Source organism: Anaeromassilibacillus sp. 1001302B_160321_C8 (assembly GCF_015554745.1).
GTDB classification, from domain to species: domain Bacteria; phylum Bacillota; class Clostridia; order Oscillospirales; family Acutalibacteraceae; genus Anaeromassilibacillus; species Anaeromassilibacillus stercoravium.
In genome coordinates, this window is record NZ_JADNJD010000013.1 from 32,101 (window position 1) to 53,062 (window position 20,962).

The window sequence follows — 20,962 nt, forward strand, 5'->3', positions numbered from 1 at the left end:
ACATATATATACTTCTTGGACATTTGGAGGATTTCTTATGAACTACCGGCTGCCGATCAATACGATCAAAGAACAAATTGAAGCAAAGCTGCAGCATAACTTTGGCCTGACGCTGGAAAACGCAACCGACGATCAATGTTATAAGGCTGTTGTTCTTGTCGTGCGCGACCTCATGGTAAAAGGGTACCTCGAATTTAAGAAGCGTGCCGAAGAGACGCACACCAAGCGCGTCTATTACCTCTGCATGGAATTCCTGATGGGACGCTCCCTGAAGAACAACCTGTACAACCTCGGGATTGAAGAAGATTTCCGCAAGGCGCTTTCCGAAATGGGCCTGAAGCTCGACAACCTGTATGAGAAGGAGCCGGACGCGGGCTTGGGCAACGGCGGCCTTGGCCGTTTGGCGGCGTGTTTCCTGGATGGCCTGTCCACACAGGGGTATCCCGCAATGGGGTATTCGCTCTGCTATGAATATGGCATCTTCCGCCAGAAATTGGTCGACGGCTGGCAGACGGAGCTGCCGGACTTCTGGCTGCCGGGTGGAAAAGTTTGGCTGCAAGAGGTGCCGGAGAAGCGCGTAGAGGTCCACTTTGGCGGCCACATCGAAGAATACTGGAATAACCAATACCATATTGTAAACCATAAGGACTACGAAAAAGTGATGGCGGTGCCGTACGACATGTATGTATCCGGCATGGACGGCCGGGGCATCAATGTGCTGCGCATCTGGTCCGCGCGCGGCGAAGCCTTCGACATGTCCCGCTTCAACAGCGGCGACTACCTGCGCGCAATGGAGCAGAACGCCATGGCGGAGGTCATCACAAAGGTGCTCTATCCGGAGGACAATCACCTGGAGGGCAAGAGCCTGCGCCTGTCGCAGCAGTATTTCCTGGTGTCCGCAACGATCCAGGACATTATCCGCCGCCACCTGTTTAAGTACAGCACGCTCGACAACCTGCCGGATTGCGTAGCCATCCATCTGAACGACACGCATCCCGTGCTCGCCATCCCCGAGATGATGCGCGTGATGCTGGACGAATGCGGCTATACCTGGGAAGCGGCCTGGGACATCGTCACCCGGACGACCGCATACACCAACCACACCGTTATGGCGGAAGCGCTCGAATGCTGGAACGAAGAGCTCTTCAAATTCCGCCTGCCGCGCATCTATCAGATCGTGCAGGAGATCAACCGCCGCTTCTGCGAATCCATGCACCAGCGCCATGTGGACGGCTACAAGGTGGGCCGTATGGCCCCGCTGAACGACGGCTACGTCAAGATGGCGAATCTGGCGGTCATCAGCTCCCACTCCGTCAACGGTGTATCCGCGCTGCACAGCGACATCCTCAAGGAAACCGTCTTCAACGATTTCTACACCGAGATGCCGGAGAAGTTCCAGAACGTGACCAACGGCATTGCACACCGCCGCTGGCTGAACCAGTCCAATCCGGAGCTGGCTTCCCTGCTGACGGAAAAAATCGGCGACGGCTATATCCACGACGCCGCACAGCTGGAGAAATTCCTGGAATTCAAGGACGACGCCTCCGTATTGGAGCAGCTTGGCAAGATCAAGCGCAACAACAAAATCCGTCTGGCCGAATATATCAAGAAGGCGAACAACATCGTGCTCGATCCGGATTCCATCTTCGACATCCAGATCAAGCGCATGCACGAATATAAACGCCAGCACCTGAACGCCCTGCACATCCTCACCCTGTATCAGTGGCTGCGCGATAACCCGAACGCCGATTTCACGCCCCACACCTATATCTTCGGCGCGAAAGCCGCAGCAGGCTATTACTTCGCAAAGCAGATGATCCGCTTCATCGTCAACTTGGCGGAGACTATCAACAACGACCCGCGCGTCAACCAGAAGCTCAAGGTGGTCTACGTGGAGGATTACCGCGTGACGCTGGCCGAGCTCCTCACCCCGGCGGCGGACATCAGCGAGCAGATCTCCCAGGCCGGCACAGAGGCCTCCGGCACCAGCAACATGAAGTTCATGATCAACGGCGCGGTGACCCTGGGCACGCTCGACGGCGCAAATGTGGAGATCCACGAGGCGGTCGGCGACGACAACATCATCCTGTTCGGCATGACGACGCCCGAGGTTTCGGCATTGAAGCGTTCCGGCTACCGTCCGTGTGTATTCTATGAGAACAATCCCATCATCCGCAACGCCATCGATGAGATGAACAAGGGCTTCTGCGGGGTTTCGTTCCGCAACATCACGGACTCCCTCCTGAACGAAGACCCGTACATGGTCCTTGCCGACTTCGAATCCTACTCGCAGGCACAAAAGCGCGCAGAGGCCCTCTATAACGATCATGCGCGCTGGAACCAGATGGGCCTGGTCAACATCGCAAAAGCGGGCCGCTTTGCGGCAGACCGCGCCATCCGCGAATATGCCGACAACATCTGGCATGCAACGCCTGTGCCGCCGGCTCCGGCCGCGGATAAGACGGTCAAGGCGACCGTGAAAAAGCCAATCTTTAAAAAGATGCGCTAATTCGGAGATTTCCATTTTCGGATTGTGTGGATCGGGCGGGTGGATTTCCCCGCGTGGCGGGCGGCATGAACCATGCCTCCAGGCTGTGCAATTCACTCCCGGTTCGATCTTCCTGTCCTTTTGTGCAGAACCGTTTTCCCGGGCCCGCCGCCGGGCGCCGCAGGGCGTCCGGCACAAAAGCTGCGTGCAGCTTTTGGAATGGAACAGTTCCTGTTCCATGGCGGGCCCGGTTTGTATAGCGCCTATCCTTGGCCTTGCTTCCTTATAATTATAGAAAAAGGCGCCAATCGATCAACGTCTTATATTTCGTCATAAAAGAGGGGAAACACCATGTTCAATTCACGCAACCCGGCTTACCGGAACCCAACGGGCGCAGTACCCGCAAAGTCGCCGGTCCATTTCCGCATCAACGTCTCGCGCGACCTGAAATGTTCCGCCGCCAGGCTGGTGGTGCAGGACGACAACTGGGGGCAAACGGAGAATTTCGGCATGTTTTGGTGCGGGATGGATGGAGAAAACCACGAATGGTGGGAATGCCACTTTACGCCCAAAGCGCCCGGCCTCTATTTCTACCGGTTTTATATCGATACATGGCGGGGTACGTTGGAATTGAAGAAGGGCTTTGGCGGGGAAGGCTCGACCGAAGCGCACAATGGGCCGTGGCAGCTCACCGTCTACGACCCCAGCTTTGACACGCCCCACTGGATGACCGGCGGGATTATGTACCAGATCTTCCCGGACCGTTTTTACAATTCCGGGACGCCCAAGGCCAATGTCCCCCAGGATCGTAAATTGCATGAACATTGGGGGGAACAGCCCGATTGGAAGCCGGATGAGCGGGGGATCATCACCAATTCGGACTACTTTGGCGGGGACCTGAAGGGCATCGAAGAAAAGCTCCCCTATTTGGAGTCCCTCGGCGTGACCTGCATCTACCTGAACCCCATCTTTGAAGCGCACTCCAACCACCGGTACAATACGGCGGATTACTCCAAAATCGACCCCTTGCTCGGCACGGAGGCCGACTTCCAGCATCTGTGCGCCGCAGCAAAAAAGCGCGGGATGCATGTGATCGTGGACGGCGTCTTCAACCACACGGGCAGCGACAGCATCTATTTCAACCGCGAAAAGCGCTACCCGGTGGAAGGCGCATATAATTCCCAGCAGTCGCCCTACTCCTCCTGGTACAACTTCCATCCATGGCCCAACCAATACGACTGCTGGTGGAATTTCGACACCCTGCCGGACGTCAATGAATGCGCCCCCTCCTACAATGACTACATCAATGGCACCCATGGGATCATCCGCAAATGGCTGGCGCTGGGCGCGGACGGCTGGCGCCTGGATGTTGCCGACGAATTGCCGGACGAATTCCTGGAAAACCTGCGCGATGCGGCAAAAGCGGAAAAGCCCGACGCGGTTATTTTGGGCGAAGTCTGGGAGGATGCCTCCAACAAAGAAGCCTATGGGCAGCGCCGCAAATATTTCCAGGGACATCAGCTCGACAGCGTGATGAACTACCCGTTCCGCAACGCCATCTTGGGATTCTTAACCGGCGCGGACGCGGCCAATATGATGGAGATCATCATGAATATTGTGGAGAACTATCCGCCGCAGGTGTTGCGCCTTCTGATGAACCACATCGGTACGCACGACACCGAACGCGCCATCACGGTCCTTGCGGGGGAACCCATGGGCAATCACGGCCGCGACTGGCAGAGCAGCACGCATCTTTCGCGCGAGCGCAGGCAAAAGGGCCTTCGTCTCATGCGTCTGGCGGCGTTGATGCAATACACCCTGCCGGGGGTCCCCTGTATCTATTACGGGGACGAGGCGGGCCTGGAAGGGTACCGCGACCCGTTTAACCGCGGCTGCTACCCCTGGGGCCACGAGAACGAAGGGCTGGTTGAATGGTACCGCCGCCTTGCAAGACTCCGCAAATCCTGCCCGTGCCTAAACGAGGGCATTATCTATCCCTTGATGGCAGGGGATCACTGCATGGCCTATATCCGCGACGACGGCGAACAGCGTCTCCTGGTGGCGATCAACGCGGGGGAACAGGACCACTGCATCTATCTGCCCCCGGAGTGGCACGACGCAGAAGCGTTGATTGGGAAGCTTCCCGACGAGCGCAGCGCGCTTTTCCTCCCGCCGCTCGATTGCGTTGTCTTGAAATGGTCCTATCCGGCGCCAAAAGAGAAACCGGCACAGCCCGCACCCGGTCCGAAGGACCTGCAATAAAAGAATTTCCTGCAAATTATGGAATATTTTTTGAAAAACCCCTTGTATTTTTCGGACAAACATGCTATTATACTATGGCAGCTTTAAGTAAGCTGTCTATGCGCTCGTAGCTCAGCTGGATAGAGTGTCTGACTACGAATCAGAAGGTCAGGGGTTCGAGTCCCTTCGGGCGCGCCACAAAAAGTCAACTTAGTGCTTGTCGCTGAGTTGACTTTTTCTTTTTGGCTATGTCACAACAAACAGTTGATAAATAGCCATTTTTATAGGGGAGTATCAGAACTCCCCTACAAACTGTTATTTGCAGTTATCTATACTCATTTGGAATTTCGATATGAAGTGTCTCACACAATAACTTCACATCATGTGCATCATTTTCATCAAACTCGTATCCCAGATGGAACATTACTTGACTATATGGTTCAATACAGGAAACCTCTATTTCCTCAATTCTTCCTTTACCCGAAAAAGTTTCTACCGGAAAACAATCCCCATCATAAAGAATTTCACCTTCGTCCGTATATTCAAAACAATGCAAATCAATAATTCTGTTTTTCAAATCTTCCCATACAGTATGGTTCAATGTTGTATATTCCATCTTAATCTCATAAAAGCCATTAGCTTTCATTATTTCTATAAAGTTCTGATAATCGTTCTTTTCTACAAAAATGTCAATATCATTATGGGCTCTTGACTGATATCCAAGAAGAGCATCTACACCCCAGCCACCATCAAGAAAGACTTTAATCTCCGCATCTATTGCAAATTGAAGAATCTGTTTTACATCTGTTATATTGACCATCTTATCATCTCCACAAATTCTAATTAGGCGACCAGAGGAACTGCTGGTCTGTTTGATAAATCTCTGCATTTAGCAGTTTTCAATGTTGCCAAAACAAAAGTTAAGAAGATGTTCCTTTTCTCCATGTCGCTTTCTTTGGCGTAATTTACAAGGTTATTCCACACAAGATAGTTGTTCAGATACTTGGTAGAAACACCGTTAAAGCCACGCATAAACCTCTTTAGCTGGCTATGGTAGCTATTGATATGTTGGATATTATAAATGCCTTTCTTGGCTTTGCCAGTCTTTAACTGCACAAGGTCAATGCCATTGGCATTTGTAAATCTCACATAGGAGTTCATCTTGTCCGTAACAAGAGTGGAATTGGTCTTAATCCTACCATCATAAATATGATGTAAATCTCTTGTAGAAACTCTACCAGTATTCGTAATCTTGGAGATAGACAAGCCATTCCTATTAACCGCACAAGGAACACATACCTTTTCTTGGGACAAGCCTCTGATATGTGTAGAATGACCACGCTTATGAGCCTTGCGTGGCATAGCAAATGTCTTACTCTTGCTATGATTGCCCTTGTACGAGATGGCGAAAAAAGTTTCGTCAGCCTCAATAATGCCGTCAAGGGTAACATCGTCTGCCATATTCTGAAGTGCATCCAAAATCTTGTGTCTCCAAAGGAATGCGGTGTTTCTGTGAATCCCACAAGCAACAGCAGTCTTACGAATGGATAAGCCATTCATCATACAATCAATGTACTGCTCCCACACGGACAAGTCTTTTCTTGTACCAGACACAATGGAGTTCGTAGCAATCACGAAGGACTTGCCACAATCCTTACATACATATCGCTGTGTGCCATCTTTACGATGACCATTGCGAACCACATGGATACAGCCACAAAGAGGGCATACACGACCATTTGCAAAGCGTTCCTTTGCTACGAAATCTTCAATATTCAAAGACTTTACAAAGGCAGGACTTAAAAGCATTGTTTTAAGGCTTTCCTGCTCTGCGACAGTCAACTTACCGATAATATCTAATGCGTCTTTGATAGTAGGCATATCCAATTACCTCCTTCGGTGGTACTGTTTCTTACTATTATTATACGCTATTTCTCGTCAAAAATCAACCATTTGTTGTGACAGAGCCTTCTTTTTCTTTCACTGCTCATCCTCCAATCGCACTTCGCCCTAGGGGGCTCGTGTTCTTGGGAAGAAACGCAGGGCGCGCCACAAAAGTCAACTTAGTGCTTGTCGCTGAGTTGACTTTTTCTTTTTCTCTCACTGCTCATCCTCCAATCGCACTTCGCCCGAAGGGTCGTGTATCCTTGGGAGGAATACAAATACACCCTGATAGATATGCTTTATTTTCTGGAAAACTTCTGGATTTTCTTTCAAAAATTGGTTTCATCTGTTAGAAGATCTATTTGAACTGTAAAAAATATTAACTGGATAAAACCATTATAATCAATCCAGAAAAATACAGAAAGAAAGCCGTGATAAAGTTAAAAAGTATTAGGCAATACGATCAAAACGGAGGTGATGGGATAAATTTGCATGGCCTAAATTCTTTTGGGAGAGATTGAAAAGAAAAGGAGAAAGCGTATGAAACAGCGAAGGATTGCTTGGCTGTTGGCGCTCACCATGCTGTTCAGCGGGACGGGCCTTGGGAATGTGGTTTCCATGGCTGTAACCGCGGAACCGGGCGTCCAATGGACAGGCAGCGAATGGACTGGGCAGCCCACGCAGTATCAAGTGAACCGCGAACCTGCCCACACCGCATTTGTCCCGTACGATACGGAAGAAAAAGCGCTCGCACGGTCCGAAGAGGACTCCGCGTACTACCAGCTCTTGAACGGGGACTGGGCATTCCAGTATGCGGACAAACCAGCGGACCGCAACACGGAATTTTTCAAAGAGGACTACGACGTCAGCGGCTGGGATACCATCCAGGTCCCCGGCAACTGGCAAACCCAGGGGTATGATAAGCCGATTTACTCCAACTCGACTTACCCGTGGACGATGAACGGCGGCGGTTCGGCCGATACCACCAACGCCACCGCTCCAACCACGTACAACCCGGTCGGTTCCTACCGCCGGAGCTTCACCGTGAAGCCCGAGATGCTGGAAGGCGGACGCCAGATCTTCATCTCGTTCCAGGGCGTGGAATCCGCATTCTACCTCTGGATCAACGGCCAGCAGGTGGGCTACAGCGAAGACAGCTACACCCCGGCGGACTTTAACATCACCCCCTATCTCCATGAGGGTGAAAACTCCGTCTCCGTCCAGGTGTACCGCTGGTCGGACGGCAGTTACATGGAGGACCAGGACTTCATCCGTTTGAGCGGCATTTTCCGCGACGTATACCTCTATTCCAAAGACGAAGTCGAAATCTTCGACTATGAGGTGGTCACCGACCTCGACGACGCCTATGAAAATGCGCAGTTCGAGCTTTCCATCAAGGCGCGCCAGCTGACGCAGGATGCGCCGGAGGGATATACGGTCCACGCCCGCCTGCTGGACGGCCAGCAGAATGCCATCGTGGAGCAGGAATTCCCGGTAACGTTCGGCAGCGACGTCGATGAGAAGGGGCATGCGGTCTGCACCATGGACTATGAGCAGACCATCCTTTCGCCCAAGCTTTGGAGTGCCGAAAAACCGAACCTGTACACACTGGTTCTGGAACTCTGCGACGAAACAGGCGCCAGCGTGGAATTTGCCAGCTCCCGGATCGGCTTCCGCGAAGTGGAGCTGCGCGACAACACCGGACTGTTTGTCAACGGCAAAAATGTCATCATGAAGGGCTTTAACCGCCACGAAACTTCGCCGGACACGGGCCGCACCGTCAGCCGCGAACTGATGGAGCAGGACATCATCCTGATGAAGCAGGCCAATGTCAACACCGTCCGCACGGCGCACTATCCGAACAATACCTATTGGTATGAGCTCTGCGACGAATACGGCATGTATGTCATCGACGAGGCCAACATCGAGGCGCATGGCGCACTGCACAAGATTCCCGGCGACGACGCGGAAAAATGGGGCGACGTCCACCTTGATCGCATGAAGAGCATGGTCGAGCGCGACAAGAACCATCCCAGCGTCATCATGTGGTCCATGGGCAATGAGTCCGGCGCAGGTTCCGTGTTCCAGATCCTGTACGATTGGACCAAGGCGCGCGACAATACGCGCCCGGTCCACTACTTCAATTCCAGAGGAGACGGAAATGCCACCTATTCGGACACCCGTTCCTCCACCTATCCATCCGCAGACGGCTCCTTCTCCGGGCGTATCAGCCTGCCGGCCATTGGGACAGACAGCAACCCCAAGCCCTATCTTGCACACGAATATGCGCACTCCATGGGCAACAGCACCGGCAACCTCCAAGAGTACGTGGATGTCTTTGAAAAATACGACAAGCTGATTGGCGGCTGCATTTGGGACTGGGTAGACCAGTCCATCCGCGTCGATCTGGGCGGCGATAAGAAGAACGTCCTGACCGACAGCAGCCACAACCAATTCCAGGCCGAATTCACCGGCTCCCTGGTTGCAGGCAAGGACGCGGACAACGCGCTCAAGGGCACCGCAGAGCTGCCCGCCGACCCGGCCTTCGACACAACCGGCAGCTTCTCCGTGGAAGCGCTTGTCTGTCAGACAGGCAAAAATACGGAAGGCTACGACACCATCGTTGCCAAGGGCAACGAGCAGCTTACGCTGCAATACACCAAGGGCAACCTGGAATTCTGCTACAAGAGCGGCAATTCCTGGGTCTCTGCGACGGTCGCCGCACCTGCGGACTGGCTGGACAACTGGCACCGGATCACCGGCGTCTTCAGCGCAGAGGACGGCGCCTTGAAGATCTATATGGACGGCGTGGAACTGAAATCCGTATCCACCGGCGGCAAGAATGTGCGCAATACCAACACCTATGCCGTCACGGTGGGTGAAAACCTGGAGCGCCCCGGCCGTGAATTCACCGGCCTGATCGACGAAGTGCGCATTTATGACCGCGCACTGACGGCGCAGGAGGTCGCGGATGCGAGCGTTCCTTCCAACGACGAATCCGTCCTGTTCTGGTGTGATTTCGGCGCAGTGGATACCGAAAACAAGCTGGTTGACAACGGGCCCTTGGGGCTGAACGCCGCCTATGAAGGCACGTTGGAAGCCCGCGGCGGCATTGGCAACGGCACCGCTTTGGAAGGCACCGCAACCTTGCCCGTGAGCGAGGCTCTCGACCTGACCGGCAGCCTGACCCTGGAAGCGCTTGTCTATCCGGACAAGGTCTCCGGCAGCACCAACGGCGCCATCGTCACAAAGGGCAACAGCCAGTATGCGATGAAGTACATCGGCAACACATCGACCGGCAAGAGCGTGGTGGAATTCTTCATCTACGACGCAAACGCGACCGGCAGCACCAGCGCCACCTGGATCAGCCTTGAAGCGACCGTCCCGGACGACTGGTTCGAGAACTGGCATCAGGTCGTCTCTACATTTGACGCAGACGCGGGCACCATCAACATCTACATCGACGGCGAGCTCTGCGCCAGCAAAGAGGTCACCCAGAAGACGGTCACCTCCAACGATTACGCGGTCGCCATCGGCACCGATACGGAGCGTACCGGCCGCGAATTCCAGGGAAAGATCGACAATGTGCGCATCTATGACCGTGCGCTCTCGCTCGAAGAGATCAACAACGAAAACCGCACGCCGGAAGACGACGGCGTCGTCCTCTGGATGGACTTTGATTCTGTCAAGGAGATCGATACCGGCGAAAACCAGCAGTGGTATTTCGGCTACGGCGGCGACTGGGGCGACAACACCAACGACGGCAACTTCTGCGGAAACGGCGTTGTATTCCCCGACCGCTCCCTGCATCCCGCCTATCAGGAGGTCAAAAAGGCCTATCAGGGCGTCAAGCTCACGGCGAAAGACCTCGAAACCGGCGAGATCCAGATCGAAAACCTCCTCGACTTCACCAATTTGAACGAGTACGAGGGCGTTTGGACACTGTACAACAACAATGAGGTCATCCAGTCCGGCGTTCTGACGGACGAGCAGCTCGACATCCCGGGCGGCGAGACCAAAGTGGTGACCATCGGCTATCACACGCCCGAAACCGTGCGCGAAGGCAGCGAATTCCTGCTCAACATCGAGTTCCGCCTGAAAGAGGATACCCTCTGGGCGGACAAGGGAACCACCATGGCGTTCGAGCAGTTCGAACTGAGCTTTGACGCAAACGAGCCCGGCCTCATACTGGACACCTCCGCGACGTTCACCGAGGTCACCGAAAGCGGCGACACGCTGACGGCCAAGGGCGAGGGCTTTGAGGTCACCTTCGACACCGCCAAGGGCGAGCTGACCTCCTTTAAGAACAACGGCAAGGAACTGATCCACAATGCGCCGGAGCCGAACTACTGGCGCGCAAGGATCGACAACGGCACCATCAACACCAAGTACCGCGACCCGGCAACCACCGTCGGCGAGGTAACAGTGGAGAAGGACGAGCATAAGATCGTCATCACCGTGCCGCTCTCCTATTCCACCCTGAACAATTCCACCAATGTCATCACCTACACCGTGTACCCCTCGGGCGACATCGTGGTCAACAGCGAATTCGACTCCAAGGCGTCCGAAATGCTGGGCCGCGTGGGTATGAAGATGGAATTGCCCGCAGGCTATGAGAACATCACCTACTACGGCAGAGGGCCGGAAGAAAACTATGTGGACCGCAAGACCGGTTCCCCGATCGGCGTGTATGACAACACCGTGGACGGCATGTTTGTGCCGTACCTCAAGCCGCAGGAGAACGGCAACCGCACGGACGTCCGCTGGGTCTCCCTGACGGACGAAGCGGGCGACGGCATCCTGTTCTCCGCCGATACCCCGATGGAGTTCGGCGCGCTGCACTATTCCGCCTCCGAACTCAACAGCAAGGGGCATCCGTACCAGCTGACCCGCGACGATCAGGTCTATCTCACGCTGGACTACATGCAGACCGGCGTTGGCAATGGAAGCTGCGGCCCCTCCATGCTGGAAAAATATAAGGTCCACTCCAACCGGGAGTATTCCTTTACCTACCGCATGCGTCCGATCACCAGCGAGACAAATACCGTTGAACAAAAGATGAATCTGGCACAGACGGCGATCATCACCCAGACGCTCACCGGCATCGAGGTCGACGGACGCGCCCTGCCTGATTTCTCGCTGGACAAGCACGAGTATACCATCCCCTATCTGAGCGCCCGCACGGAGCTCCCACATGTGGAAGCGGTCACCGCGCATTCCTCCATCCAGGCCGAAGTGAAACAGCCCACGTCCTTTGACGACACGGCGGAGATCCGCATCGACGACCTGGACGGCAACCCGCAGGTGTATACCATCCACTTCACCCAGATGGATGAAATCCCGCTGGAGGACGTGGCATGGAAGTCCGCCACCACGGGCTGGGAAGACATTTGCTTCGGCACCAACCTCGAAGGCGGCCCGATGGAGCTGACGGTCAACGGCGAACGCACGCAGTTCAACAGCGGCCTGGGCGTCCATGCTTCCTCCGAAATCGTCTATGACATCGAGGGCCTCGGCTACGACATCTTTGAGACGTATCTCGGCCTCGACTGGCTGGGCAGCATCGCCAGCGACGGTTCCGAATCCCGCGGCGAAGCCCGGTTTGAGATCTGGGTGGACAACGAGCAGGTCTACACCTCCCCGGTCATGACCCAGGATACCGAGGCGGAACACGTCCGCCTGAACATCATCGGCGCGAAGGAGCTCAAGCTGGTCGTCGATTCCATGGGAACCAACGCGCACGACCACAGCGACTGGGCAAACGCCCGCTTCCTGCCGAGGGGCGAGGGCGACTTTGAGCAGATCGAAGTCACCGGCATTCCGGAGCAGATTCAGCTCAAAGAGGGTTCCACCTATACGCTGAACCTCGAGACCGACCCCGCGGATGTATCCATCGCCTATGGCGTAGCGTCCACGGACGGCGCGCTCTCCATTCAGAACAACCAGATCACCGGCGAGCAGGCCGGACATTCCGAGATGCTGGTTTCCCTCACCAAAGAGGGCTTTGAATCCCAGTATCTCTCCATCCCGGTCAGCGTCTATGCAGAAGAGCCGACCATCGTGGCCGTCGAAGAAACGGCGGTTGCAACGCTCGTCGGCCAGGCGCCGAACCTGCCGGAGGAGGTCCGGGTCTCCTATTCGGACAACACCAGCGGCATGATCGGCCTGAAGTGGGCGGACATCGACGCAAGCGACTATGCGCAGGAGGGTTCCTTCACAATTGAAGGCACGGTCGAAGGTACCTCCATCAAGGCAATCTGCACGGTGGAAGTCAGCAAGTCCAACACCGTTTCCACTGTGGAAGAAGTCAGCGCTTCCGTGCCGTACGAGGGAACGGTTTCCCTGCCGCAGCAGGTGACCGTCACCATGGCGAACGGCGCGCAGGAAGTCCGGAACGTCACCTGGGGCGACCTCAGCGGCGCTTCCAGCGTTTTGGGCCAGCACGTCCTCACCGGCACCGTGGAAGGCACCGACCGTCCGGCGGTCTGCCGCCTGTATGTGTACAGCGAGATCAACCTGGTCTCCGCCATCGCATCCAGCACCGCAGAGACTACGGTAGGCGTTGCACCGGTCCTTCCGGAGGCCGTTTCCGTCACCTATGTGGACGGGACGCAGGGGACGCTTCCGATCGTTTGGGATACCATCCCTGAGGATGCCTACCAGCAGGAAGGCAGTTTCACCGTCTACGGCTATGCAGCCGGCTTCGGCGCGCAGGCACAATGCACGGTGACGGTTGGCGAGTCCACGGACCCCGGCCAGGAATATGGATTCACCGTGAACTTCACCACGAATGCGGAAATTTCCGTCAACGGTGAAGACAATGCCATCGCAAACCTGATTGGCAAGTACACCTCCTCCCTGAAGGCGGGTGACGCATACACGCTCGTCTTTACCCCCAGAGTGGACGGCAGGGAGTTCTCCGCAGTCCTGGCCAACGGCGAGGATTGCAGCGATCAGATCGTTTACGACGAAGAAACCAACACCACGACCTTTACCTATGAGGGCAGCATGGCGGCTGCGGCGCAGACGCTGGAATTCACCTTCACCGTCGTGGACAAGCAGATCCTCCGCAATGTGATCGCAACGGCAGAGGGCTTGGCCGGCGGCGACGAATACAACGCAGCCATCCCGACGGTACAAAAGATCTTTGACAATGCTTTGCAGGCGGCGAAGGACGTTGAAGCGGACCATGCGGCCACGCAGGACGCGATCAACGGCGCATGGAGCGACCTGCTCGACGCCATCCATCTGCTGGGCTTTGCAGAGGGCGACACCACCGAGCTGGAAGAGCTGCTCGCTATTGCAGGCATGCTCGACGAAGCGGGCTACACCCCCTCCAGCTGGTCCGTGCTCCAAGAGGCAATGGACGCGGCGCAGGAAGTGCTTGCGGACGAAGAGCCTCTCCAGGCGGACGTAGAAGAGGCATATGATGCCCTCTATGATGCCCTGACCAATTTGGACCTCGTGGCGGATACCAGCAAATTACAGGCCGTCGTAAACCAGGCGGAAAGCATCGACCTGGCCGACTATTTGGAGGATGGACAGGATGCGTTCCTGGAGGCCCTCGATGCGGCCAAGGACGTCCTGGAAAACCTGGACGCTACGCAGGCAGAGGTTGACGAGGCGGCGGAAACCCTGAACCGCGCAATGGCCGCCCTGCGGAAGATCCCGTCCCGCGAAGAGCTGCAAAAGCTCATCGACGAGACAGAGCAGATCGACCTGGACGAATACACCGACCGGAGCGCGGCAAGCCTGCAAGCAGCCCTGCGCGTCGCAAAGGCGGTCGTTGCAGACGCCAACGCGAGCAAGGAAGAGCTTGCCTCCGCCTACAACGCGGTGCAGACGGCACGGGACGGTCTTGTGAAGGCCGAAAACCAGCAGCCGCAGAAGGGTTCCACCGGTTCCACCTCGGCGAATGCGTCCAACGCATACGGCGCGGCGGGCGTCTCCGTCGTGACAGCTGCACAGAACGTCGCTACACCGGCGAGCGTGCGCAGCGACACGACCGTGGACTTCACCCTGCTGCACGGCCAGGCATATTGCTTTAAGATGACTGTCGTCAATGGCAACGGCATGGCGCCGAGCTTTACGGTTGGCAATGGCAGCGTGCTCAAGACGCAGTTCCTGACCCAGATCGGCAACGATTATTATTACAGGGTTTGGGCGACCGGCACGCCGGGCCAGAGCACGGGCGTTTATACGACCCTGCCGGGCCAGAACGCTGTGAAGCATTGCACCGTGACGATTGCGTAAGAGCTTTCGTAGACGGACGCTACGCGTCCATTGCACGGTAACCATTGGCTAATCGGAAATAGCAGAAAAGGGGAAGACTCTTCCCTGTAAACAAGAGAGCTCCCGCTCTGGATTTCTCCAGAGCGGGAGCTCTCTCTTTTGTAAGAAACTTCGTTCCGATTCATTTCTATCCATGCCGGCCATGGATTCCCAAGCAATCATTATCCATTCCGATCACTTTTTGCTTCCTTCGGCTCCTGAAAGGCTTCCGAGGGCCGGATTTGGAAATATTCACACATCCGGCAAAACTGCTCCACATCAAACGCATCGGGGACGTCATCCGCCTCTAAACACTGTAAAAGGGACTCCTCTACCAACGTATTTTTCGAAAGCTCTTCAAGGGAGATTCCCCTTTCCCGTCGAAGCCGCCGGAAATTCTGGCACATTCGAAGCAAATCGCGTGTTACTTTGTCCTTCATGTTTCTTCCCCCTTAAAATCCTTGTTTTCATCATAACAGGATTTTAAAGGCGTGTCAGGGGGATTTTGACCTAATGTGTAAGCACTTTTTCTTCTTTCAATGCGGGCCATACCGTACACAGCATGGTGATAAAGCTTGCCGCGCCGCCCACAAAATTGGAAATCGGTTCCGCCCAGAAGACGCCGTTCACGCCCATCTGGAACAGGCCCGGCAGCAGGATGGTCAGCGGGATGACGATAATCACCTTGCGGAAGATCGAGAAAAAGATCGCATGTTTTGCCTTGCCCAGCGCCACAAACGTGGATTGCCCGGCAAATTGGAAGGTCATCATGAAGAACCCGAAGAAATACATGTGCAGCGCCGGAATGCTCGCCTGCAACAGGGCGGTATCGTCGGTATTAAAGATCTGTATAAAGAACTGCGGGAACAGGAACACCAACAGCCACGCCACCAGCGTATACGCCATGCAGCTCAGTGTCATGAACACAATGCCCTTTTTCACCCGCCGGTATGCCTGCGCGCCGTAGTTAAAGCCCAGCACCGGCTGCGCCCCGCTGGTCAGCCCGTTGACCGGCATGGTGAGGATGTCGCGCACCGAGTTGAGGATGGTCATAACACCCACATAGAGGTCACCGCCGTAGGCCTGCATCTGCGCGTTGCAGAGGATCTGCACAGCGCTGTTGGTGGCCGACATCGTAAAACCCGAAAAGCCCATGGCTGTGATCTGTTTGGTCATGCCGCCCTGCAAAAAGAACTTCGCTGGTTTCAGGCGCAGGATCGCCTTTTTCCCGCTCAAAAAACAGAGCACCCATCCCGCGGACAACCCCTGCGAGAGCACCGTCGCAATCGCCGCGCCGCGGACGCCCATCCCAAAGGCAAAGATAAAGATTGGGTCGAGCACCAAATTCGCCACGGCACCGCTCAACACGCTGAGCATGCCGACGCGCCCGAAGCCCTGCGAATTGATGAAATTGTTCATCCCCAGGCTGACCATTACAAAGAGGGTACCGGCCAGATAGATCAGCATGTAGTCCCGCGCGTAGGGATAAGTCGCGTCGCTCGCACCGAACAGATACAAAAGCGGCTTTAAAAAGAGATAGCCGAGGGCGGTCAGCACCACCCCGCTGATGAGCAGCAGCGTATAGGAACACTGCATGATGCGCCCGGCCTCTTCCTTTTCCCCGCGCCCGCGTGCAATGGAACAGAGCGGCGCGCCGCCCATTCCAAAGAGGTTCGCAAAGGCGTTCAAAATATTGATGATGGGAAAGGTCACGCCCAGGCCCGTCAGCGCCAACGTGCCCACGTCCGGAATGCGCCCGATATAGACGCGGTCCACCACGCTGTACAGCAGGTTGATGAGCTGCGCCAGCATCATCGGCATGGCCATATTCATGATATTCCCAGCCATGCTTCCCTTGGTAAAATCGTTCTGTGCGTCTTTCGTGTGGATTCTCCCCTTTCCGCCGCCAGGCGGCGATCTTCCCCTTTTGAGGTCAAAAGTGGGCCCGCGTCCAAACAACGCGCGCCCAAAATCATTTGATTATTAATAGTATAATGCCGAAAAATAGCCCTATAGTTCCGCAGGCGACTTACCATACAAAAGCTTGCGCTTTCATAAAAAAGCCGGAGAACACGTTCTCCGGCACAGGTATCGTTTTTCAACAGGATGGATATCACATGAAGGATTGGGAAGGAATGTAAAACGGGAGCTTTTCCCGCGCTAGGAAGGGCTTATGCGCGCTTCAGGGCGTCGATCTCGCGGCCCTGCTCTGTGACGATTCGCTCCAAATTGCGCACACGTCCGCGCAGGGAATCCAATTCGTCCGCCTCCGGCAGACGTTCCAAAATCTGGGCATGGCCTTCGGCCAACAGGCGGATCGGCTTCATCACGCCGCTCTCTATGTAGGCATGGGTGCGGGTTTCGCTGGCGTGGATTTCCTCTTTCAGCTGTGAATGGAATTCTGTGCGCAGGCGTTCCTCGCTCGCGCGGATCTCCGTTTCCAGCTTCGATTGGAATTCCGTGCGCAAACGGTCTTCTACCTGGCCCATTTCCCCACGCAAACGGTCTTCGCTGGCACGAATTTCTTCCTGTATTCCGGTGCGCGTCCGCTCTTCACTGGCATGAATCTCGGTTTCCAATTTCGAATGAAATTCCACGCGCAAACGCTCTTCGACTTGGCCAATTTCTCCACGCAAACGCTCTTCACTCGCCAAGATGAGCTGCGCAATCGCTTGGATGTCCTTCTCCTCCAACATACCAGTTCCCCTCCTGCGTACATCCGGTTTCGTTGATTCCATTTTAGCATAACCGGATAGGCGATGCAAGAAAAGGGGCAGATTTTTCACCCCGGATTTGCTTTTTCCAAACCGGCTTGTTACAATAGATGCAAAAGGGGGGATACCGCATGATCTATATCACAGGCGACACGCATATTCCTTATGACGTGACAAAACTGACGACCAAGGCGTTCCCCGAACAGAAAAAGCTGACCAAAAACGATTATGTGCTGATCTGCGGCGACTTCGGCGGCGTGTGGACCGGGCCAGGCGGTTCGGACGACTTCTGGCTCCGCTGGTTCAAACGCAAACGGTTCACCACGCTGTTTGTCGATGGCAACCACGAGAATTTCAGCCTGTTGAACCAATATCCGGTGGAGCTGTGGAACGGCGGCAAGGTACACCGCGTGACGGACCACGTCATCCACCTGATGCGCGGCCAGCTTTTCACGCTGGATGGCTGCAAAATCTTCACCATGGGCGGCGGCGCCTCCGGGGATGTGGAATTCCGGACCGAGGGCGTCTCCTGGTGGCCGGAGGAAATGCCGAATGCGGTCGAATACGGGGAGGCGATGCGCACCCTGATGGACGCACAGTTTGCGGTAGATTACGTCGTCACGCATACGGCGCCGCTTCAGATCGTCAACCAATTCCGCAAGCGGCCGAGAGAAGAACCCTTCAACCGTTTTTTAGAGGGGATTGACGCGCGGCTTCACTATAAGCGCTGGTATTTCGGCCATGTGCATAAGGATCTCGACGTGGATGAACGCCACACGGCGGTGTACCAAAACCTTCTCCCCCTGGGGCAAGGCCAGGTGGATTTTCAACCGAAAGAGGACGGATGGTGGAAAATATGAACAAGCGAAACTATCAGAAAGAACTGGATGTGCTTTTGGCGCATTTGGAGAAGGAAACGCTGCGGCCCAAGTTGTTGCTGCACGCCTGCTGCGCGCCTTGCAGCAGCTATGTGCTGGAATACCTCTCCCGCTATTTTTCCATCGTCCTGTTTTACTATAATCCAAACATCTCCCCGCAGGAGGAATACGAAAAGCGCGTGGCGGAGGTACGCCGCCTCTTGCAGGAAATGCCGCTTGCGGGCCCCGTTACATTGACGCTGGGCGATTACGAACCCGAGCGCTTTTTCGACCTGGCAAAGGGCCACGAAGCGGAACCCGAGGGGGGAGACCGCTGCACCCTCTGTTACCGCCTGCGCCTGACGGAAGCAGCACAGGCTGCAAAGGACCTGGCATGCGACTATTTTACCACAACCCTTTCCATCAGCCCCTACAAAAACGCCGAGAAATTGAATACCATCGGCGCGGAGCTGGCGAAAGAGTACGGCGTCCCCTATCTATTCTCCGACTTCAAAAAGCGGAACGGGTACAAGCGCTCCATCGAGTTGAGCCGGGAATACCACCTTTACCGCCAGAACTATTGCGGATGCGTCTATTCCCGCGCGGCAGCCCTGGCGCTGGACGCCAAATAAAACGGACGAAAGGGACTTCTCTATGAATCCTCTGCATTGATTTGTCTTTTCCTGTTTCGACAAAACAGGCCCGTAGGATGATGCCCGGCGGGCTTTGATTTGTGTTGCCATTTTTCACGGAAAGGAAATTCACGATGCAGAAACGAAACATTCGGCTCTGCTATGCGATCGCATTTTTGCAGGGCCTTGTCTTTTATGCGCCGGTCGCCACGCTGTACCGGCAGGCGAACGGCGTGGGCGTTTTTCAAATCACGGTGATCGAAAGCATCTCCCTGGCGGCCAGCCTCGCGATGGAGCTCCCCTGGGGCTGGATCGCCGACCGTATCGGCTACCGCAACACGCTGGTGATCTGCCATTTTCTCTATTTTATCTCCAAAATCGTCTTTTGGCGCGCGGAAGGGTTCGGCTGGTTTCTCACGGAACGGCTGCTGCTCTCCATTGTTTTGTCCGGCCTATCCGGATGTGACAGCGCCTATCTCTTCCTCTCCATGGGCGGGAACAACTGCCCGGAGCGGGAGTCCCGCCGCATCTTTGGTCTGTGGGAAGCGCTGAACACCGCGGGGCTGGTGCTTGCCTGCATGGCCTTTTCCCTCTTCATCGGGGAGAACTACCGCTTGGCGGCGCTGTTTTCCGCCTATACATACGGGGCGGCCTTTCTGCTCTCCCTGTTTTTGCCATCCGTCCCCTTGGAAGCTGCCGCCGCCCGGCCCAAACTGCGCGCATTTTGGGCCACGCTCTTCCAAGACCGGCGGTTCCTGCTCTTTCTCCTAGGCGCCGCGCTCTTGGCGGAAAGCAAACAGACCATCACGGTGTTCTTAAATCAACTCCAATATCTGCGCAGCGGCATCCCGCCCGTTGCAATGGGCATTTGCACCATCCTGGTGACCTTGTCGAGCCTTTTGGCCGCGCAATCGCACCGCTTGGCTGGCCGCCTCGGGGAGCGCCGTTCGGCTATCCTGCTGTTTGGCACGGGAGGGATGGCCTGCATCCTCATGGCGCTCTTTGCGCAACCCATCCTTTCAGTTGCCGGGATGATGGCGTTGAGCGCGGCGGGCGCCCTATTTATCCCTTTGCGTATGGACATTCAAAACCGGCATATCTCCGTCGCCAACCGCGCGACAGCGTTGTCCGTGCATTCCTTTGTGATGAACCTGACGGCCACCGGCACAAATTTGGCCTTTGGCGCCCTGGCCGATCATTCGGTGATTCCTGCCCTTTTCCTGGGGGCCGCGTTTTGTTTTTTCGGTCTATTTCTATGTTTCCGGGGAAAAGTGCTTGCCAAACATCCGGGAATATGATATCATCGGTTTTATAGATTGACTCTATATTCATGAGTGAATATAGAAAGGAGCGGCGGTATGAAAAAGGATAAGGAAAAAAAGAAGAAGCGGTTAAAGCGGGCTTCCCCCTCCCCCGCGCCCGTGGAGGTTGTGTCTGCCGGGGAAAGCGTCCAACTGGCTGCGCCGGAAGCGCCCCTCGTCTATTTTCTGCGCGTGGCGGGCGGCAAATGGAAAACCCGGATTTTATGGGCGTTACAGGATGGGAAATGCCACCGCTATGGGGAGATCAAAAGTGCGGTATCCGGCATCACGGATATGATGCTCAGCCAAAGCCTCAAGGACCTCTGCGCGGACGGGTTGCTGCACCGGCAGCAGTATCAGGAGATTCCCCCAAAGGTGGAATACAGCCTGACCCCCTCTGGGAAAACACTTTTGCCCGCGTTGAACGCTTTGTGCGAGTGGGAACGCCAAATGGAACTTTCCAACCATTCATAACTAGGAAAATGAACGTACCAATACTGCTCCTCTTGGCATATACGTAAGAAAAATACGAAAACAGGAAGGTCCCTGTCCCGGAAATTTTCTCAGGACAGGG

The 20,962-nt window shown here is 55.4% G+C and carries 13 protein-coding genes and 1 tRNA gene; 9 read left to right on the forward strand and 5 right to left on the reverse strand.

The genetic code is table 11. From position 1 onward, the window contains the following. Positions 1 to 37: 37 nt before the first annotated feature. From I2E77_RS09695 to I2E77_RS09705, 3 genes are all read left to right on the forward strand, one after another. On the forward strand, positions 38 to 2,509 hold the full coding sequence (locus I2E77_RS09695; protein WP_195451129.1) for a glycogen/starch/alpha-glucan phosphorylase: 2,472 nt from the start codon (positions 38 to 40) through the stop codon (positions 2,507 to 2,509). A 330-nt stretch (positions 2,510 to 2,839) separates the two neighbouring features. Beyond that, the gene (locus I2E77_RS09700; protein WP_191441618.1) at positions 2,840 to 4,750 is read left to right on the forward strand and encodes a glycoside hydrolase family 13 protein; all 1,911 of its coding nucleotides are present in this window, start codon (positions 2,840 to 2,842) and stop codon (positions 4,748 to 4,750) included. Positions 4,751 to 4,850: 100 nt separating this feature from the next. Then, positions 4,851 to 4,927: transfer RNA gene (locus I2E77_RS09705), tRNA-Arg, on the forward strand. 127 nt (positions 4,928 to 5,054) lie between these two features. Here I2E77_RS09705 and lnu(C) read toward each other — a convergent pair. Continuing rightward, a complete protein-coding gene (gene lnu(C) / locus I2E77_RS09710; protein WP_019543803.1) occupies positions 5,055 to 5,549 on the reverse strand; it encodes a lincosamide nucleotidyltransferase Lnu(C) in 495 nt (164 codons plus the stop codon). Between the two features lie 23 nt (positions 5,550 to 5,572). Further along, the gene (locus tag I2E77_RS09715; RefSeq protein ID WP_002837184.1) at positions 5,573 to 6,610 is read right to left on the reverse strand and encodes an IS1595-like element ISSag10 family transposase; all 1,038 of its coding nucleotides are present in this window, start codon (positions 6,608 to 6,610) and stop codon (positions 5,573 to 5,575) included. 146 nt (positions 6,611 to 6,756) lie between these two features. On the opposite strand from I2E77_RS09715, the gene I2E77_RS09720 reads away from it, so the two are divergent. Together I2E77_RS09720 and I2E77_RS09725 are read left to right on the forward strand one after the other, a co-directional pair. Then, a complete protein-coding gene (locus I2E77_RS09720; RefSeq protein ID WP_195451130.1) occupies positions 6,757 to 6,966 on the forward strand; it encodes a hypothetical protein in 210 nt (69 codons plus the stop codon). A 187-nt stretch (positions 6,967 to 7,153) separates the two neighbouring features. After that, positions 7,154 to 14,866, forward strand: coding sequence for a glycoside hydrolase family 2 TIM barrel-domain containing protein (locus tag I2E77_RS09725; RefSeq protein WP_195451131.1), 7,713 nt, complete (start codon positions 7,154 to 7,156; stop codon positions 14,864 to 14,866). Between the two features lie 200 nt (positions 14,867 to 15,066). Here I2E77_RS09725 and I2E77_RS09730 read toward each other — a convergent pair whose 3' ends face one another. The 3 genes from I2E77_RS09730 to I2E77_RS09740 all read right to left on the reverse strand — a co-directional run bounded on the left by I2E77_RS09730 (position 15,067) and on the right by I2E77_RS09740 (position 17,580). Beyond that, positions 15,067 to 15,324 carry a helix-turn-helix domain-containing protein gene (locus tag I2E77_RS09730; protein WP_195451132.1) on the reverse strand — a complete coding sequence of 86 codons (258 nt, stop codon included), beginning with the start codon at positions 15,322 to 15,324 and terminating at the stop codon, positions 15,067 to 15,069. Positions 15,325 to 15,394: 70 nt separating this feature from the next. Further along, positions 15,395 to 16,732, reverse strand: a complete 1,338-nt coding sequence (locus tag I2E77_RS09735; RefSeq protein WP_195451133.1) for an MATE family efflux transporter — start codon at positions 16,730 to 16,732, stop codon at positions 15,395 to 15,397. 323 nt (positions 16,733 to 17,055) lie between these two features. Continuing rightward, the gene (locus I2E77_RS09740) at positions 17,056 to 17,580 is read right to left on the reverse strand and encodes a hypothetical protein (protein ID WP_087235090.1); all 525 of its coding nucleotides are present in this window, start codon (positions 17,578 to 17,580) and stop codon (positions 17,056 to 17,058) included. Between the two features lie 149 nt (positions 17,581 to 17,729). Between I2E77_RS09740 and I2E77_RS09745 the strand changes: the two genes are divergently transcribed. The 4 genes from I2E77_RS09745 to I2E77_RS09760 all read left to right on the forward strand — a co-directional run bounded on the left by I2E77_RS09745 (position 17,730) and on the right by I2E77_RS09760 (position 20,862). Then, complete coding sequence (locus I2E77_RS09745) at positions 17,730 to 18,458, forward strand: metallophosphoesterase (protein WP_087235089.1); 729 nt, start codon at positions 17,730 to 17,732, stop codon at positions 18,456 to 18,458. After that, positions 18,455 to 19,087, forward strand: coding sequence for an epoxyqueuosine reductase QueH (locus tag I2E77_RS09750; protein ID WP_195451134.1), 633 nt, complete (start codon positions 18,455 to 18,457; stop codon positions 19,085 to 19,087). The genes I2E77_RS09745 and I2E77_RS09750 overlap by 4 nt, the downstream gene beginning before the upstream one ends. A gap of 134 nt (positions 19,088 to 19,221) precedes the next feature. Beyond that, positions 19,222 to 20,385 (forward strand): MFS transporter, encoded by a 1,164-nt coding sequence (locus I2E77_RS09755; protein WP_195451135.1) that lies wholly within the window; start codon positions 19,222 to 19,224, stop codon positions 20,383 to 20,385. Between the two features lie 60 nt (positions 20,386 to 20,445). Further along, positions 20,446 to 20,862: a winged helix-turn-helix transcriptional regulator gene (locus I2E77_RS09760; RefSeq protein WP_087235087.1), complete on the forward strand. Its 417-nt coding sequence runs from the start codon at positions 20,446 to 20,448 to the stop codon at positions 20,860 to 20,862. The last annotated feature ends 100 nt before the right edge of the window (positions 20,863 to 20,962 follow it).

What these genes read in the sequence shown, in the direction of transcription:
- I2E77_RS09695 (WP_195451129.1), top strand. Translation starts at nt 38, where the DNA reads ATGAACTACCGGCTGCCGATCAATACGATCAAAGAACAAATTGAAGCA.
- I2E77_RS09700 (WP_191441618.1), top strand. Translation starts at nt 2,840, where the DNA reads ATGTTCAATTCACGCAACCCGGCTTACCGGAACCCAACGGGCGCAGTA.
- I2E77_RS09715 (WP_002837184.1), bottom strand. Translation starts at nt 6,610, where the DNA reads ATGCCTACTATCAAAGACGCATTAGATATTATCGGTAAGTTGACTGTC.
- I2E77_RS09725 (WP_195451131.1), top strand. Translation starts at nt 7,154, where the DNA reads ATGAAACAGCGAAGGATTGCTTGGCTGTTGGCGCTCACCATGCTGTTC.
- I2E77_RS09730 (WP_195451132.1), bottom strand. Translation starts at nt 15,324, where the DNA reads ATGAAGGACAAAGTAACACGCGATTTGCTTCGAATGTGCCAGAATTTC.
- I2E77_RS09735 (WP_195451133.1), bottom strand. Translation starts at nt 16,732, where the DNA reads ATGGCTGGGAATATCATGAATATGGCCATGCCGATGATGCTGGCGCAG.
- I2E77_RS09740 (WP_087235090.1), bottom strand. Translation starts at nt 17,580, where the DNA reads ATGTTGGAGGAGAAGGACATCCAAGCGATTGCGCAGCTCATCTTGGCG.
- I2E77_RS09745 (WP_087235089.1), top strand. Translation starts at nt 17,730, where the DNA reads ATGATCTATATCACAGGCGACACGCATATTCCTTATGACGTGACAAAA.
- I2E77_RS09750 (WP_195451134.1), top strand. Translation starts at nt 18,455, where the DNA reads ATGAACAAGCGAAACTATCAGAAAGAACTGGATGTGCTTTTGGCGCAT.
- I2E77_RS09755 (WP_195451135.1), top strand. Translation starts at nt 19,222, where the DNA reads ATGCAGAAACGAAACATTCGGCTCTGCTATGCGATCGCATTTTTGCAG.
- I2E77_RS09760 (WP_087235087.1), top strand. Translation starts at nt 20,446, where the DNA reads ATGAAAAAGGATAAGGAAAAAAAGAAGAAGCGGTTAAAGCGGGCTTCC.